Consider the following 16,119-nt stretch of genomic DNA (forward strand, 5'->3'; position numbering starts at 1 on the left):
GGGCAGAATTGCACAACTAGGCTATACAGGTCTTCACGGCAAGGACGACCGGCTCATCTGGACCGTTGAGCGGCACAACGCCGCTCTCTTTGTGGATTTAATAGCCACTGCATACGAGGCAGGACGCCATGTATAAAAGCGCGAAGGGATTTACCCTGCATGAGCTAATGATCGGCATGGCCATTCTGGTCCTAACAGCCAGCCTAGGTCTGCCAACTCTGTACAATTTCATCCACGATTACCGCCTGACAGCCGCAGCGAACGACCTTCTGCTGGCAGCCCTGTATGCGCGCAGCGAGGCGATAAAGCGCAATGCGCCAGTATTCCTTGTGGCGCGCTCCGGATCCTGGCCGAGCGGCTGGGAGGTGTACCCCGACTACAATTACAGCAGCACTCGAGATGAAGCGGAAAATGTACTGCTGGTGGGAAAGGAGCAGCCAGAACTGACAATTAGGGGCAATCAACCGGTAGCCGCCTACATCAGATTCAGCCCCAGCGGGAGGGCCAAACTTCCGGGCGGGGCTTTTCAAGCAGGCACCATAACCCTCTGCCACCCGAAGAGTAGATCCATGCAACGAGAGCTAGTGTTGAACTCCAGAGGTCGCCTCAAGCTCCAGAAATCTTCTCGTGAAGGCTGCTCCCCATGACCAAAGCTCAGAGCGCCTTGACCCTGAGTTCCTTGGGCATCGAGAAGGTCACGTTCTCCGGCCGCCCGTCCAGTTCGGTCTCCCCTTGCGCGCCCCAGGCGCGCAGCTGTTCGACCACCCCGCGCACCAGCACTTCCGGGGCCGAGGCGCCGGCGGTGATGCCGATGCCGCTTACCCCGTCGAACCATTCGGCCTTGAGATCCTCGGCGCCGTCGACCAGGTAGGCCGGGGTGCCCATGCGCTCAGCCAGCTCGCGCAGGCGGTTGGAGTTGGAACTGTTGGGGCTACCCACCACCAGCAGCACGTCGCACTCGGCGGCGAGCTGCTTGACCGCGTCCTGGCGGTTCTGCGTGGCGTAGCAGATATCGTCCTTGCGCGGCCCACCGATGGCCGGGAACTTGGCGCGCAGGGCGTCGATCACCTTGCTGGTGTCGTCCATCGACAGCGTGGTCTGGGTCACGAAGGCCAGCGCCTCGGGGTTGCGCACCTGCAGCTCGGCGACGTCGGTCTCGTCTTCCACCAGGTAGATGGCACCGCCGTTGCTGGCATCGTACTGGCCCATGGTGCCTTCCACTTCCGGATGACCCTCGTGGCCGATGAGGATGCACTCGCGGCCCTCGCGGCTGTAGCGCACCACCTCCATATGCACCTTGGTCACCAGCGGGCAGGTGGCGTCGAACACCTTGAGTCCACGACGCTCGGCCTCGTCACGCACGGCCTTGGACACGCCGTGGGCGCTGAAGATGACGATGACGTCGTCCGGCACCTGATCCAGCTCCTCGACGAATACCGCGCCGCGGGCGCGCAGATCCTCGACCACGAACTTGTTGTGCACCACTTCGTGACGGACGTAGATCGGCGGGCCGAAGACTTCCAGGGCGCGGTTGACGATCTCGATGGCGCGGTCGACGCCGGCGCAGAAGCCGCGGGGATTGGCGAGTTTGATATGCATGCTGGTTGTCTCGGTATTGATCGAGGATCGACGCGCCGCTATGGGTCGATCCCGGAAGGTACAGCCTGCGCGGGATAAGCGCAGGCTGCAACAAGAGCTTCGCGGCTAAAGCCGCTCCCACGGAAGCGGCGATTCGGGCTAGAGCGCCTTGACCGAGAGGATCTCCACCTCGAAGTCGAGCACCTTGCCGGCCAGCGGGTGGTTGAAGTCGATGGTCACCTGCTTGTCGTCGAAGGCCTTGACCACCCCGGGCAGCTCGGCATTGGCGGCGTCGTTGAAGATCACCAGCAGCCCTTCGGACAGTTCCATGCCCTCGAACTGGCTACGCGGCATGACCTGCACGTTCTGCGGGTTGGGCTGGCCGAACCCCTGCTCCGGCTGTACCTGCACGCTGCGCTTGTCGCCGGCCTTGAAGCCGTAAAGCGCCTGCTCGAAGCCGGGCAGCAGGTTGCCGTCGCCGACCTTGAAGGTGGCCGGCTGCTTGTCAAAGGTGCTGTCGACCACGTCGCCGTTCTCCAGCTTGAGGGCGAAGTGCAGGGTGACTTCCCTGTCCGGGCCGATGCGTACGTCAGTCATTGGCAGGTTCTCCGGACTTGTTGCTCTTGAACATATCCAGCGCCAGGAGGATGGCGCCGACGGTGATGGCGCTGTCGGCCAGGTTGAACGCCGGGAAATACCAGCGGTTCTGCCAGTGCACCAGGATGAAGTCGACCACGTGGCCGAGCACCACGCGGTCGTAGAGGTTGCCCAGCGCACCGCCGAGCACCAGCGCCAGGGCGATGGCCAGCCAGGTTTCCTCGGGCTTCAGGCGCTTGAGCCAGACCACCAGCACACCACTGACCACCACCGCGATGGCAGCGAAGAACCAGCGCTGCCAGCCGGCGGCATCGGCCAGGAAGCTGAACGCCGCACCGGTGTTGTAGGCCAGGGTCCAGCTGAAGTAGTCGGGAATCACCACGATCTGCTGGTACAGGCTGAGGCTGCCCTCGAAATAGTGCTTGGTCAGCTGATCGACGACGAACACCGCCAGGGTCAGCCAGAGCCAGGCCAGTCGGCCGAAACGCGAGACCTCAGGCATGCTTGCGCACCTCGCCTGCACCTTCGATATTGCTCACGCAGCGGCCGCACAGTTCCGGATGGGCGGCATGGCTGCCGACGTCGGCGCGGAAGTGCCAGCAGCGACCGCACTTGGCGTGGGCGGACTTGAGGATCTTCAGCTTCAGCCCCTCCACCTCGGTGACCACCGCATCGGCCGGCGCCTCGGCCAGTGGCGCAGTCTGCGCCGCCGAGGTGATCAGGGCGAAACGCAGCTCGTCGCCGAGCTTGGCCAGGTCGGCCTGCTTGGCCTCGTCGCAGAACAGCGTGACCTCAGCCTGCAGGCTGCCGCCGATGGCCTTGGCCGTGCGCAGGTTCTCCAGTTCCTTGTTGACCGCGGCCTTGACCGCCATGATCCGATCCCAGTAGGCACGATCCAGCTCGAAACCCTCCGGCAGGCGGCTGAGCCCCTCGTACCAGGTACCCAGCATCACCGACTCGTTGCGCTCGCCCGGCAGGAACTGCCAGATTTCCTCGGCGGTGAACGCCAGGATCGGCGCGACCCAGCGCACCAGCGCCTCGCTGATGTGGTACAGCGCGCTCTGGCAGGAGCGACGCGCGACGCTGTCGGCAGCGGTGGTGTACTGACGGTCCTTGATGATGTCCAGGTAGAAGCCGCCCAGCTCCTGCACGCAGAAGTTGTGCACCTTGGAGTAGACGTTCCAGAAGCGGTAGTCGGCGTACGCCTCGATGATCTCTTCCTGCAGGCGCAGGGCCGCGTCGACGGCCCAGCGATCGAGGTCGAGCATCTGCTCGGGCTGCAGCAGGTCCTTGGCCGGATCGAAGCCATTGAGGTTGGCCAGCATGAAGCGCGCAGTGTTGCGGATGCGGCGGTAGGCGTCGGCGCTGCGCTGCAGGATCACCTTGGACACCGCCATCTCGCCGGAATAGTCGGTGGAGGCGACCCACAGACGCATGATGTCGGCGCCCAGGCTGTCGTTGACCTCCTGTGGCGCGACCACGTTGCCGAGCGACTTGGACATCTTGCGGCCGTTCTCGTCGACCACGAAGCCGTGGGTCAGCAGCGCCTTGTAGGGCGCGTGGCCGTCGATGGCGCTGCCGGTCAGCAGCGACGAGTGGAACCAGCCACGGTGCTGGTCCGAGCCTTCCAGATACAGATCGGCGCGCGGGCCGTCGGTGTGGCCCATGTCGTGCGAACCGCGCAGCACGTGCCAGTGGGTGGTACCGGAGTCGAACCAGACGTCCAGAGTGTCGTTGATCTTGTCGTAGTCGGCAGCCTCGGCGCCGAGCAATTCGGCGGCGTCGAGCTTGAACCAGGCTTCGATGCCCTCTTGCTCGACACGCTTGGCCACGATCTCCATCAACTCGACGGTGCGCGGGTGCAGCTCGCCGGTGACCTTGTGCAGGAAGAACGGGATCGGCACGCCCCAGTTGCGCTGACGCGAGATGCACCAGTCGGGACGGCCGGCGATCATGCTGTGCAGGCGCGCCTGGCCCCAGGCCGGGACGAACTGGGTCTGCTCGATGGCGGCCAGCGCGCGCTCGCGCAGGGTCGCGCCATCATTGGGCTGAGTGTCCATGCCGACGAACCACTGCGCGGTAGCGCGGTAGATCAGCGGGGTCTTGTGCCGCCAGCAGTGCATGTAGCTGTGCTGGATCGGCTGGTGCTTGAGCAGCGCGCCGACTTCGTCGAGCTTGGCCACGATGTTGGCATTGGCCTTCCAGATAAACTGGCCGCCGAAGAACGGCAGATCCGCGGTGTAGACGCCGTTGCTCTGCACCGGACTGAGAATCTCGTCGTTGCTCATGCCGTAGGCCTTGCAGGTGCGGAAGTCGTCCTCGCCGTAGGCCGGCGACGAGTGGACGACGCCGGTACCGGCGTCGAGGGCGACGTAGTCGGCCAGGTAGATCGGCGAGAAGCGCTCGTAGAAGGGGTGGCGGAAACGGATCAGCTCCAGCGCCGCGCCCGGCGCGGTGGCGATCACCTGGCCTTGCAGGCCGTAGCGCTGCAGGCAGGACTCGACCAGCTCCTCGGCCAACAGCAGCAGGCGCGTGCCGGTGTCGACCAGCGCGTAGCTGAATTCCGGGTGGACGTTGAGCGCCTGGTTGGCCGGGATGGTCCAGGGCGTGGTGGTCCAGATGACGATGGCGGCCGGCTTGTTCAGCTCGCTCAGACCGAAGGCGGCGGCCAGCTTGCCGGCGTCTTCCACCGGGAAGGCGACGTCGATGGCGTCGGATTTCTTGTCCTGGTACTCCACCTCGGCCTCGGCCAGCGCCGAGCCGCAGTCGAAGCACCAGTTGACCGGCTTCAGGCCCTTGAACACGAAGCCCTGCTTGACCATCTCGGCCAGGGCGCGGATCTCGCCGGCCTCGTTGGCGAAATCCATGGTCTTGTAGGGGTTGTCCCAGTCGCCCAGCACGCCAAGGCGGATGAAGTCGGCCTTCTGCCCTTCGATCTGCTCGCCGGCGTAGCTGCGGCAGCGCTCACGGGTCAGGTCGGCCGGCTGGTTCTTGCCGAAGGTGGTCTCGACCTTGTGCTCGATCGGCAGGCCATGGCAGTCCCAGCCCGGCACGTAGGGCGCGTCGAAACCGGCCAGGGTCTTGGAGCGGGTGATGATGTCCTTGAGGATCTTGTTCACCGCATGACCGATATGGATGCTGCCGTTGGCGTAGGGCGGGCCGTCGTGCAGGACGAACTTGGGCCGACCCTCGCCGATCTGCCGCAGCTTGCTATACAGGCCAATCTCGTTCCAGCGCTGCAGGGTCTGCGGCTCGCGTTGCGGCAGGCCGGCCTTCATCGGGAACGGGGTATCGGGCAGGTTCAGCGTGGCTTTGTAATCGGTCATGTCGGACTCTTCATCAGCGGGTGGCTCTGCCAATAATCACGGGCAGCGGCAATATCGGCGGCAATCGCCGTCTTCAGGGCCTCCAGCGAGGCGAAACGCTGCTCGTCACGCAGCTTGTGGTGGAAGGCCACCGAGAGGCGCCGGCCATACAGGTCGCCGGCGAAATCCAGAAGGTGCACTTCCAGATGGGCGCTGCCGTCGCCGGCAACGCTGGGGCGCACGCCGATATTGGCCACGCCCGGTTGAATCTGGCCGTCCACCACGCAACTCACCAGGTACACCCCGGACAGCGGTACCTTGCGCCGCTTGAGCTGGATATTGGCGGTGGGGGCGGCCAGCTGGCGGCCGAGCTTCTGCCCGTGCAGCACCCGCCCGGCGATGCGGAACGGCCGGCCCAGCAGCGCCTCGGCCAGCTCGAAATCGCCATCGGCCAGGGCCTGGCGCACGCGGGTACTGCTGACCCGGCCACCGCGCACCTCCACCGTGGTCGAGGCATCGACGCTGAAACCGTGGCGCCGCCCGGCGGCCTGGAGAAATTCGAAATCGCCGGCGCGGTCGCAGCCGAAGCGGAAATCGTCGCCGATTTCCAGGTCCTTCACGCCAAGGCCGTCGACCAGCACACGCTGGACGAACTCGGCCGCCGACAGCTCGCGCAGGCGGCGGTTGAAGGCCAGGCACAGCACCATGTCGACGCCTTCGGCGGCCAGCAGGGCGAGCTTGTCGCGCAGCCGGGTCAGCCGCGCCGGAGCGGTGTCGGGACCGAAGAATTCGCGCGGCTGCGGCTCGAAGATCACCACGCAGCTGGGCACGGCCAATTCCGCGGCACGCTCACGCAGGCGCGCCAGGATGGCCTGGTGCCCACGATGAACGCCGTCGAAATTACCGATGGTGACCACGCAGCCCCGCGTCTGGGGCTGCAGGTTATGAAGACCTCGAACCAGCTGCATAGCACGCTTCTTGTTCACAAAGTGGCCGATTATACGCACAGCCCGCGGCCCAATACAGGCGTCAGACCGTCCGCCGGGCAAAGTCGCGCAGGCGGAAACCGAGCAGCAGCAGCATGCCGAAGTAGACCAGCAGCCCGGCGACCACCAGCGCGCCGAGACGCAGCAGGCGCAGCGGCATGTCGCCCTCGGCCCAGGCCGGCATGATCTGCAGCAGGCCCAGCAGCACCGCCACCATCGCCGTCACCGCCAGCACCAGCTTGAGCAGGAACAGGCCCCAGCCCGGCAGCGGCCGGAAGATATCGGCGCGGCGCAGCTGCCAGTACAGCAACCCGGCGTTCAGGCAGGCCGCCAGGCTGATCGCCAGGGCCAGGCCGGCGTGCGCCAGCGGGCCGACCAGCACCAGGTTCATCAACTGGGTGAAGACCAGGGTCACCACGGCGATCTTCACCGGCGTCTTGATATTCTGCTGGGCGTAGAAGCCGGGCGCCAGGATCTTCACCAGGATGATGCCGAGCAGGCCGATGGAATAGGCGATCAGCGCCTGCTGGGTCATCAGCGCGTCGCTGGCGGTGAACTTGCCGTACTGGAACAGCGACACGGTCAGCGGCTCGGCCAGCACCGCCAGGGCCAGGGCGCTGGGCAGCACCAGCAGGAAACACAGGCGCAGGCCCCAGTCGAGCAGGCGGCGGTACTCCTCGCGGTCGCGGCTGGCGTAGGTCTTCGACAGCGCCGGCAGCAGGATGGTGCCCAGGGCCACGCCGAGCACGCCCGAGGGCAGCTCCATCAGGCGGTCGGCGTAGTACATCCAGGACACCGAGCCGGCGACCAGGAAGGAGGCGAAGATGGTGTTGATGATCAGCGAGATCTGGCTCACCGACACGCCGAAGATCGCCGGCCCCATCTGCTTGAGCACGCGCCACACGCCGAGGTCGCCAAAACTCAGGCGCGGCAGCACCAGCATGCCGATCTTCTTCAGATGCGGCAGTTGCCAGAGCAGCTGCAGCAGGCCGCCGACCAGCACCGCCCAGCCCAGGGCCATGATCGGCGGGTCGAAATAGGGCGTCAGGAACACGGAAAAGCCGATCATGCTGACGTTCAGCAGGGTCGGCACGAAGGCCGGCACCGAGAAGCGGTTCCAGGTGTTGAGGATGGCGCCGGCCAGCGACGACAGCGAGATCAGCAGGATATAGGGGAAGGTCACCCGCAGCAGGTCGACGGTCAGCTCGAAGCGCTCGGCCTCATCGGCGAACCCCGGCGCGGTGGCCCAGACGATCCAGGGTGCGGCCAGCACGCCGATGGCGGTGACCAGCGCCAGCACCAGGGTCAGCAAGCCCGAGACGTAGGCGACGAAGATGCGCGTGGCCTCCTCGCCCTGCTGCATCTTGTACTCGGCCAGGATCGGCACGAAGGCCTGGGAGAACGCCCCCTCGGCGAAGATGCGGCGCAGCAGGTTGGGCAGCTTGAAGGCCACCACGAAGGCGTCCGACGCCACCCCGGCGCCGAAGGTGCGAGCGATGATGGTGTCGCGCACGAAACCCAGCACGCGCGAGACCATGGTCAGGGAACTGACCGCGGCCAGGGATTTGAGCAGATTCATGGAGTGACTCGATTTCCCGCAAACGGGCGCGCCGCTGGACAATCCGCCGGCGCGCGAAGGCGTCGAGTGTAGCGAGCCGCCATTGGTCAGGCCAGCACGGGAAAGCGCCAGCGGGCTTGACAGATGCCCAGGGGGTCGGCATGATTCGCGGCCTTATTTGTCGTAACCCCCCAGTTTTCGAGGAGCTTGACGGTGGCCAACTCACCTTCTGCCAAAAAACGCGCCAAACAGGCTGAGAAGCGCCGTAGCCATAACGCCAGCCTGCGCTCCATGGTCCGTACCTACATCAAGAACGTGGTCAAGGCTATCGACGCCAAAGACCTCGAGCTTGCCAAGTCGTCCTACACCCTGGCCGTTCCGGTCATCGACCGCATGGCCGACAAGGGCATCATCCACAAGAACAAAGCCGCTCGTCACAAGAGCCGCCTGAACGCGCACATCAAGGCGCTGGGCGAAGCTGCTGCCGCCTAATCGCGACAGGTTCTTGAAAAACCGGCCCCCGTGGCCGGTTTTTTATTGCCTGGAAGAAAGGCAAACCACAGGGCGGACAAGCCTTCGGCATGTCCGCCCGACTGCAGGATCAGCCGGCGCGCGCGGCCTTGATCACCTCGATATAGGGTTCGGCGTTGCGCTGATCCTGGATCAGGGCGACGAAGTCGTGGCCCTGCGCGTCGGTAGCCGTCAGGTCGTAGCCGGCGGCAACGAAGAAGCCGACGAAACGTTCGAAGTCGTCGATGCGCAGACCGCGATAGGCCTTGATCAGCTTGTGCAGCGAGGGTGGCGTGGCATCGGCCGGCTCCACCGCCAGGAACAGCTTGATCGAGTCGTCGCTGATTTCTTCGCCAATCACCTGCTTCTTGTCTTTACGCATCGCCCGCTCCCGCCAGCATTACAGAGGGCCGGCAGTTTACCGCCGCGCCGCGCGCGGCTCAACGCGCAGCCGAGCAGGCTAGCACGCGAACATTCGACGCAACAGCCGACCTAGGTCATGCCGCCGCACGGCGCGCCGCTCCTATAATGCGCCGAGCCATCCCGGAGCCACCATGCCACGCCACTCCCTGCCGCTGTTCGCCGCCTGGCGCCAGACCCTGCGCGCCGGCTACTCCTGGAAGGCCCTGCGCGGCGACCTGAGCGCCGGGCTGACGGTCGGCATCATCGCCATCCCCTTGGCCATGGCGCTGGCCATCGCGGTCGGCGTGGCACCGCAACACGGCCTGTACACCGTGCTGATCGCCGCGCCGCTGATCGCCCTGTGCGGCGGCTCGCGCTTCAATATCTCCGGGCCCACCGCGGCCTTCGTGGTGATCCTGCTGCCGATCACCCAGCAATATGGTCTGGGCGGGTTGCTGCTGTGCACCCTGCTGGCCGGCGTCATCCTGATCACCCTGGGCCTGCTGCGCGCCGGCCGCCTGATCGAGTTCGTGCCCTATCCGGTGACCCTGGGCTTCACCGCCGGCATCGGCATCGTCATCGCCATCCTGCAGCTCAAGGACCTGCTCGGCCTGGAACTGGCCGAAACCCCGCAGCACCTGCTGCAGCAGCTCGCCCTGCTGGCCAGCGCGCTGCCCAGCCTGCAGCCGGGCGACAGCCTGGTCGGCGCCATCTGCCTGGCCACCCTGCTGCTGTGGCCGCGCCTGGCGCCGAAGATTCCCGCGCACCTGGTCGCCCTGGCCGTCGGCGCCCTGCTGGCCCTCGCCCTGGAACACCTCGGCCTGCCGGTGGCGACCCTGGGCGAACGCTTCAGCTATAGGCTCGACGGCATCGAGCACCCCGGCATCCCGCCCTTTCTGCCCAGCCCGGGCCTGCCCTGGCAGTTGCCCGGCGCGGACGGCCAGCCGCTGGTGCTGTCCTTCGAGCTGATCCGCCAGCTGCTGGCCCCGGCCTTCGCCATCGCCATGCTCGGTGCCATCGAATCCTTGCTCTGCGCCGTGGTCGCCGACGGCATGAGCGGCAGCAAGCACGACCCCAATGCCGAGCTGATCGGCCAGGGCCTGGGCAACCTGGCCGCGCCCTTCTTCGGCGGCATCACCGCCACCGCGGCCATCGCCCGCACCGCCGCCAACGTGCGCGCCGGCGCCTTCTCGCCACTGGCAGCGCTGATTCACGCCGGCGTGGTGCTGGCGGCGATCCTGCTGCTGGCGCCGCTGTTCAGCTACCTGCCGATGGCGGCGCTGGCGGCCCTGCTGCTGGTGGTGGCGTGGAACATGAGCGAACCGCAGCATGTGGCCCACACCCTGCGCATCGCCCCGCGCGGCGACGTGCTGGTGCTGCTCACCTGCCTGCTGCTGACGGTGCTGTTCGACATGGTGCTGGCGGTCGGCGTCGGCCTGCTGCTGGCCGCCGGGCTGTTCATCAAGCGCATGAGCGAGCTGACCGACACCGCCGCGCTGAGCCGGCAGCAGCGCCAGGCCCTGCAGGACCTGCCCGAGCACGTGCTGGCCTACGCCATTCGCGGGCCGCTGTTCTTCGGCGCGGCGGAGAAGGCCCTGAGCGTGCTGCGCCGCTTCACCCCGGGGGTGCGCGTGGTGATAGTCGATATCAGCGCGGTGCCGCTGCTGGACATGACCGCCATCGCCGCGCTGGACAACGTGCTGCGCGACTACCGCCAGCAGGGCGTGGCGCTGATCCTCAGCGGCCCGACCGCGCAGGTGCGCCTGCAACTGCGCCGCGCCGGAGTGCACCGGCGCGCCGGCGAACTGGCCTACGTGCGCGATCTGGCGCAGGCGCGGCAGAAGGCGCTGCGCTGGCTGGGAGAAGGCCTGGAGCCGTAGCCCGGATGAAATCCGGGCGCAGAACGCGCTTACAGCCCCTTGACCGCGTAGATGCCGGCGGCGTTGCGCCAGTAGCCCTTGTAGTCCATGCCGTAGCCGAAGATATAGCGGTCGATGCAGTGCAGGCCGACGTAGTTGGCCTTGAGGTCCGGGCGCGCCTTGCGCTGGTGTTCCTTGTCGATCAGCACCGCGGTGTGCACCGCACGGGCGCCGGCGTGGCGGCAGAAGTCGATGATCGCGCCGAGGGTGTGCCCTTCGTCGAGGATGTCGTCGATGATCAGCACGTCGCGGTCGATAAAGGAGACTTCCGGCTTGGCCTTCCAGAACAGCTCGCCGCCGCTGGTCTCGTTGCGGTAGCGGGTGGCGTGCAGGTAGGACGCCTCCAGCGGGAAGGCCAGCTTGGGCAGCAGCTTGCCGGAGAAGATCAGGCCGCCGTTCATCACGCAGAACACCACCGGGTTGCGTTCGGCCAGTTCGGCGTTGATTTGGGCGGCGACGCGGTCGATGGCCGCTTCCACCTCGGCTTCGGTGAACAGGCAGTCGGCTTCCGCCATGACTTGGCGGATGTGCGCGAGATCGGCGGACATGGGGCGTTCTCTCTTGGTCGGGCTGATGAAATGAGCGGCGATCGGCGGCAAAAGCTGAGCGATCAGTCAAATAAAAGCGGGCAAAGGTACAGACCTGCGTCGCACTTGCCAAGCCTCGCCTGACCAGCGTAGCCGAGGCCGCTCGCGCGGTGCGCTGACCCATCAGTCACCCACCACCTGGCATGAGCAATGCTTTAATCTAACGCGATTTTTCCCAGAGCCCGTTCAGGGTCTCGCGAGCTAGAGCAAAACAGCGGCGAAAAAAGCTGAGGAAGCGGAGTTTACGAATGGTAAATGAGCATTCCGAAGCTGTTTTCAACGCTGTTTGGCCGACGCGCAGCAGACCGTGAATGGGCTCTCAGCCCGCCGGAGACCCCAGCCCATGCCCATCCGCGAGATCCGCCACCCGCTGATCCGTCACAAAATCGGCCTGATGCGCCGCGCCGACATCAGCACCAAGAATTTCCGCGAACTGGCCCAGGAAGTGGGCGCGCTGCTGACCTACGAGGCGACCAACGACCTGCCGCTGGAAAGCTACGAGATCCAGGGCTGGGCCGGCGCGGTGCAGGTGGAGAAGATCGCCGGCAAGAAGATCACCGTGGTGCCCATCCTGCGCGCCGGCATCGGCATGCTCGACGGCGTGCTCAGCCTGATCCCCGGGGCCAAGGTCAGCGCCGTAGGCGTGGCGCGCAACGAGGAAACCCTGGAGGCGCACACCTACCTGGAGAAACTGGCACCGGAGATCGACGAGCGCCTGGCGCTGATCATCGACCCGATGCTGGCCACCGGCGGCTCCATGGTCGCCACCATCGACCTGTTGAAGAAGGCCGGCTGCAAGGACATCCGCGCCATGGTGCTGGTCGCCGCGCCCGAGGGCATCAAAGCGGTCGAGAAGGCCCACCCCGACGTAACCATCTTCACCGCCTCGATCGACGAGCGCCTGAACGAGCACGGCTACATCATCCCCGGCCTGGGCGATGCCGGCGACAAGATCTTCGGCACCAAGCAGAAGGACGCCTGAACATGTCGCAAACGGAATTCAAGGATCCGCTCTGGCGCCAGGGCCTCTCCGGCGCGCAGATGCTCTTCGTGGCCTTCGGCGCCCTGGTGCTGATGCCGCTGATCACCGGCATGGACCCCAACGTCGCGCTGTTCACCGCCGGCCTCGGCACCCTGCTGTTCCAGCTGGTGACCAAGCGCCAGGTGCCGGTGTTCCTCGCCTCCAGCTTCGCCTTCATCGCGCCGATTCTGGCGGCCAAGGGCGAGTTCGGCCTGCCGGCGGTGCTCGGCGGGGTGATGGCGGCCGGCCTGGTCTACATCCTGCTCTCGGTGCTGGTCAAACTGCGCGGCCCCAGCTTCATCGACCGCCTGCTGCCGCCGGTGGTGATCGCCCCGGTGATCATCTCCATCGGCCTGGCCCTGTCGCCGGTGGCGGTGAACATGGCCATGGGCAAGGCCGGCGACGGCAGCGTCGAGCTGGTGCCCTATACCACCGCCATGCTGATCTCGATGCCGGCGCTGCTCACCACCCTGCTGGTCGCCGTGCTCGGCCGCGGCATCTTCCGCCTGGTGCCGATCCTTGCCGGCATCGCCGTCGGCTGCCTGATCGCCGCCGTGCTCGGGGTGATCGACACCAGCGCGGTGGCGAGCGCGCCCTGGCTGGCGCTGCCCAGTTTCGTCGCGCCCGAGCTGCACTGGGGCGCCATCCTGTACATGGTGCCGGTAGCGCTGGCGCCTGCCATCGAGCATATCGGCGGCGTGGTGGCGATCGGCAGCGTCACCGGCAATAACTTCGTCAAGAAGCCGGGCCTGCACCGCACCCTGCTCGGCGACGGCCTGGCCACCTCGGCCGCCGGCCTGTTCGGCGGCCCGCCCAACACCACCTACGCCGAAGTGACCGGCGCGGTGATGCTGACCAAGAGCTACAACCCGAAGATCATGACCTGGGCCGCGCTGTTCGCCATCGCCCTGGCCTTCGTCGGCAAGTTCGGCGTCGCCCTGCAGAGCATTCCGGTGCCGGTGATGGGCGGCATCCTCTGCCTGCTGTTCGGCTCCATCGCGGTGGTCGGCCTCAACACCCTGATCCGCCACCAGGTCGACCTGTCCGAGGCGCGCAACCTGATCATCGTCTCGGTCACCCTGGTATTCGGTATCGGCGGCATGGTGATCGGCGGCAAGGAATTCGCCCTGTCGGGGATTTCCCTGTGCGCCGTCAGCGCCCTGCTGCTCAACCTGCTGCTCCCCGGCGGCGCCGGCTGGAACAACAAAAGCCTCGAAGAGACCGACTGAGTCGCCCCCCACGAAAAAGCCCGCGATAGTCGCGGGCTTTTTCGTGCTCGGCCACTGCGCCGGGCGCTTACCAGCCGACGCCGAAGCCCAGGCTGTAGCGGGTCTCGTCCAGCTCGCCCTCGGCACCGCTGACGATGTCCTTTTCCGCCTTCATGTTCAGTGAGGCCCAGTCGGTGACCTTGTAGCGCAGGCCGACCTCGGCATCCAGGGTGTAGTCGGCGACGCCTTCCAGCGGCTTGCCCACCTCGCCGACGCTGAACAGTTCCACCGCCTTGCCGATCAGGTAGCGGTTGTAGTCCCACTTGACGCTGAGCGCGTAGAAGCGGTCCTGCTCGCCGTTGCTGTAGACGTAGTCGCTGCGGTTGGCCAGGGTGGCGATGGAGAAGGCGCCCAGTTCGTTGTCCCAGAACTGGTAACCGGGACCGGTACCCAGGGTGCGCTGACGCTCCAGCTCCTCGATGCGGTCGCGCTTGTACTCGAAGCGCCCCTGCCAGAACCACTGTTCGGTGAGGAAGCGGTCGAGGGCGTACTCGGCGCTCCAGTTGTCGGTGCTGACCACATCGTCCTTCAGCTCGCGGTTGTACTCGGCCTGCGCGTTGTGCCGCCACCAGCCGTGGCGGGCCTGGGTCTTGACGTCGACGTCGTAGTCGTCGGTGTCGCTCTCGGCGCGCTTGTAGTCCAGCGCCAGGTCGACGTTGCCCTTCCAGGTGAAATCCTCCACCAGCGGCTTGGGCTTGATGATCTGGGCGATCTCGCTCAACTCCACGGTCTTCGGCACGTCGCCATTGGCCAGGGTCACCTTGCCCGGCTCGGCGGCCTGCAGCGACTTGGCGCGCTCGCCATTGAAGTCGTCCTGCTTGATCAGCAGCGCCTGCTCGCTCTCCAGGGTGGCGATCTTCTTCCAGTCCAGGGCGATGGCGCCGCCATAGTCGGTCTGGAGCAGCAACTTGTTGCCGTCGTAGAACTTGATGGTGCCGGTCAGGCGGTCGCCGTTCTTCAGCCAGACGGTATCGGCGACGGCGGTGGAGCTGAGCAGGGCGAGGCTCAGGCTGAGCAGGGAAAGCGGTAGCGAACGCGACATAACGAGGACAACTGAGCTCTGATGGGGCGAAAAGCCGGGCATTATGCGCAAGCCCGACGCCAGAGCAAGAGCTGACCGGCATCGGCCGGCAGAGTTCAGCTGTTTCCGCCGGGCGGCACTCCGTAGGGCGGCATCACCAGCCCACGCCGACGCCGATCAGGTAATGGCGATCCGAGATGGTCTGGCCCTGGCCGCGCAACTGGTCGAGCTCGTACAGCAGCGACAGCCGCGCCCACTGGTTGAGGCGGTAGCGCAGGCCGAACTCGCTGTCGAGCACGTAGTCGATGGCGTCGATATGCGGCATCTGCAGCTCGGCGTTGGCATAGAACTCCAGCCGCGTGCCCCACAGCAGGCGCTTGTAGTCCAGCTCCAGCGAGGTGGTGTCGAAGGCCAGATCGACGATGTCCGATTCCAGCCGCACCCGGTTGAACTGGGCGATCAGGTCGAAGCGGCCCAGCTCGTCGTCCCAGAAGCGGTAGCCCGGCCCGGTGCCGAGGATGCGCTGGCGCTCGATGGACTCGAACTCGTCCTCGCGCTGCTCCCCCCCCACCCGCCAGAACCAGTGCTCGGTGAAGAAGCGGTCGAGGTCGTACTCCAGCTCCCAGTTGTCGTCGACCTTCTCGCCGTTCTTGGTCTCGTGCTCCAGCTCGCCGCTCAGCACATGGCGCCAGCGCCCATGTTCGACGCGCGTGTTGCCCTTGAGCTTCCACTCGTCGACCTTGCTGTCGTTGCGCTCCATATCCAGCTTGGCGTCGAGATTGCCTTCCCAGACGCGATCCTCCAGCAGCGGCCGCGGCGGCACCAGGCGGGTGATCTCGGCCAGCGGCAGCACCTGGCTGCGCTCGCCCTCCACCCGCACCATGCCGGCGCCGGCCGCCGCCAGGGTCTTGCTCAGCTCGCTGTCGAAGCCCTGGCGGCGCAGCAGCAGGGGTTTGTCCGAGCTCAGGGTGTCGATATCCTTCCAGTCGATCAGCACCTGGCCGGCGTACTTGGTCTTCAGCGCCAGCTTGCCGCCGTCGAGCAGGACGATCTCGCCGCTGAGGCGGTCGCCGTTGTCGAGCCACACGGTGTCGGCCCACAGCGGTGCGGCCAGGGTATAAAGGACGAAGGCGAACAACAGGCGTGGCAGCATGACGAGGACAACCCATAGGGGCACAGTGGACCCGGCAGAGTCTGCATGGCCGGCCCCGCCACCGGCAAGCGCCGAGGCCCGGCGCGAGGCGCTGTACCTGGTACTGGCGCAGGTGCCGGCGGGCAAGGTGATCAGCTACGGCGAGCTGGCCCGACTGGCCGGCCTGGGTCGCGCCGCGCGCTGGGTCGGGCGCACCCTCGGCCAGTTGCCGGAG

General features: G+C 66.3%; 16 protein-coding genes. 6 read left to right on the forward strand and 10 right to left on the reverse strand.

Annotation, left to right across the window (positions count from 1 at the left end; genetic code table 11):
- Positions 1–128 precede the first annotated feature (128 nt).
- Positions 129–647: a GspH/FimT family protein gene (locus N878_RS00525; RefSeq protein WP_021441746.1), complete on the forward strand. Its 519-nt coding sequence runs from the start codon at positions 129–131 to the stop codon at positions 645–647.
- Positions 648–654: 7 nt separating this feature from the next.
- Here N878_RS00525 and ispH read toward each other — a convergent pair whose 3' ends face one another.
- The 6 genes from ispH to murJ all read right to left on the reverse strand — a co-directional run bounded on the left by ispH (position 655) and on the right by murJ (position 8,045).
- Positions 655–1,599 carry a 4-hydroxy-3-methylbut-2-enyl diphosphate reductase gene (gene ispH / locus N878_RS00530; RefSeq protein ID WP_021441747.1) on the reverse strand — a complete coding sequence of 315 codons (945 nt, stop codon included), beginning with the start codon at positions 1,597–1,599 and terminating at the stop codon, positions 655–657.
- 138 nt (positions 1,600–1,737) lie between these two features.
- Complete coding sequence (locus tag N878_RS00535) at positions 1,738–2,175, reverse strand: peptidylprolyl isomerase (protein ID WP_021441748.1); 438 nt, start codon at positions 2,173–2,175, stop codon at positions 1,738–1,740.
- On the reverse strand, positions 2,168–2,677 hold the full coding sequence (lspA, locus tag N878_RS00540) for a signal peptidase II (protein ID WP_021441749.1): 510 nt from the start codon (positions 2,675–2,677) through the stop codon (positions 2,168–2,170). Before lspA ends, N878_RS00535 begins: the two co-directional genes overlap by 8 nt.
- Positions 2,670–5,501: an isoleucine--tRNA ligase gene (gene ileS / locus N878_RS00545; protein ID WP_021441750.1), complete on the reverse strand. Its 2,832-nt coding sequence runs from the start codon at positions 5,499–5,501 to the stop codon at positions 2,670–2,672. The genes lspA and ileS overlap by 8 nt, the downstream gene beginning before the upstream one ends.
- Positions 5,498–6,448: a bifunctional riboflavin kinase/FAD synthetase gene (gene ribF / locus N878_RS00550; RefSeq protein WP_021441751.1), complete on the reverse strand. Its 951-nt coding sequence runs from the start codon at positions 6,446–6,448 to the stop codon at positions 5,498–5,500. The genes ileS and ribF overlap by 4 nt, the downstream gene beginning before the upstream one ends.
- A 61-nt stretch (positions 6,449–6,509) precedes the next feature.
- Positions 6,510–8,045 (reverse strand): murein biosynthesis integral membrane protein MurJ, encoded by a 1,536-nt coding sequence (gene murJ, locus N878_RS00555; protein ID WP_021441752.1) that lies wholly within the window; start codon positions 8,043–8,045, stop codon positions 6,510–6,512.
- A gap of 192 nt (positions 8,046–8,237) precedes the next feature.
- Between murJ and rpsT the strand changes: the two genes are divergently transcribed.
- Positions 8,238–8,516, forward strand: coding sequence for a 30S ribosomal protein S20 (rpsT, locus tag N878_RS00560; RefSeq protein WP_021441753.1), 279 nt, complete (start codon positions 8,238–8,240; stop codon positions 8,514–8,516).
- Positions 8,517–8,625: 109 nt separating this feature from the next.
- Here the strand turns inward: rpsT and N878_RS00565 are convergent, their stop codons facing one another.
- Positions 8,626–8,916 (reverse strand): PA4642 family protein, encoded by a 291-nt coding sequence (locus N878_RS00565; protein ID WP_021441754.1) that lies wholly within the window; start codon positions 8,914–8,916, stop codon positions 8,626–8,628.
- A gap of 172 nt (positions 8,917–9,088) precedes the next feature.
- On the opposite strand from N878_RS00565, the gene dauA reads away from it, so the two are divergent.
- Positions 9,089–10,816: a C4-dicarboxylic acid transporter DauA gene (dauA, locus tag N878_RS00570; protein ID WP_021441755.1), complete on the forward strand. Its 1,728-nt coding sequence runs from the start codon at positions 9,089–9,091 to the stop codon at positions 10,814–10,816.
- A 29-nt stretch (positions 10,817–10,845) separates the two neighbouring features.
- Here dauA and N878_RS00575 read toward each other — a convergent pair whose 3' ends face one another.
- Positions 10,846–11,403, reverse strand: a complete 558-nt coding sequence (locus N878_RS00575; RefSeq protein WP_021441756.1) for a hypoxanthine-guanine phosphoribosyltransferase — start codon at positions 11,401–11,403, stop codon at positions 10,846–10,848.
- 382 nt (positions 11,404–11,785) lie between these two features.
- On the opposite strand from N878_RS00575, the gene upp reads away from it, so the two are divergent.
- Positions 11,786–12,424 (forward strand): uracil phosphoribosyltransferase, encoded by a 639-nt coding sequence (gene upp / locus N878_RS00580; RefSeq protein ID WP_021441757.1) that lies wholly within the window; start codon positions 11,786–11,788, stop codon positions 12,422–12,424.
- Positions 12,425–12,426: 2 nt separating this feature from the next.
- The gene (locus tag N878_RS00585) at positions 12,427–13,692 is read left to right on the forward strand and encodes a uracil-xanthine permease family protein (RefSeq protein ID WP_021441758.1); all 1,266 of its coding nucleotides are present in this window, start codon (positions 12,427–12,429) and stop codon (positions 13,690–13,692) included.
- 67 nt (positions 13,693–13,759) lie between these two features.
- Here N878_RS00585 and N878_RS00590 read toward each other — a convergent pair whose 3' ends face one another.
- Positions 13,760–14,773, reverse strand: a complete 1,014-nt coding sequence (locus N878_RS00590) for a DUF481 domain-containing protein (protein ID WP_021441759.1) — start codon at positions 14,771–14,773, stop codon at positions 13,760–13,762.
- Positions 14,774–14,906: 133 nt separating this feature from the next.
- Complete coding sequence (locus N878_RS00595) at positions 14,907–15,905, reverse strand: DUF481 domain-containing protein (RefSeq protein ID WP_021441760.1); 999 nt, start codon at positions 15,903–15,905, stop codon at positions 14,907–14,909.
- Here N878_RS00595 and N878_RS00600 point away from each other — a divergent pair.
- The coding region (locus N878_RS00600; protein ID WP_177342859.1) for an MGMT family protein at positions 15,904–16,119 on the forward strand (216 nt) is incomplete at its 3' end. The genes N878_RS00595 and N878_RS00600 overlap by 2 nt on opposite strands.

This window comes from Pseudomonas sp. EGD-AK9, from assembly GCF_000465935.2.
Classification (GTDB): domain Bacteria; phylum Pseudomonadota; class Gammaproteobacteria; order Pseudomonadales; family Pseudomonadaceae; genus Aquipseudomonas.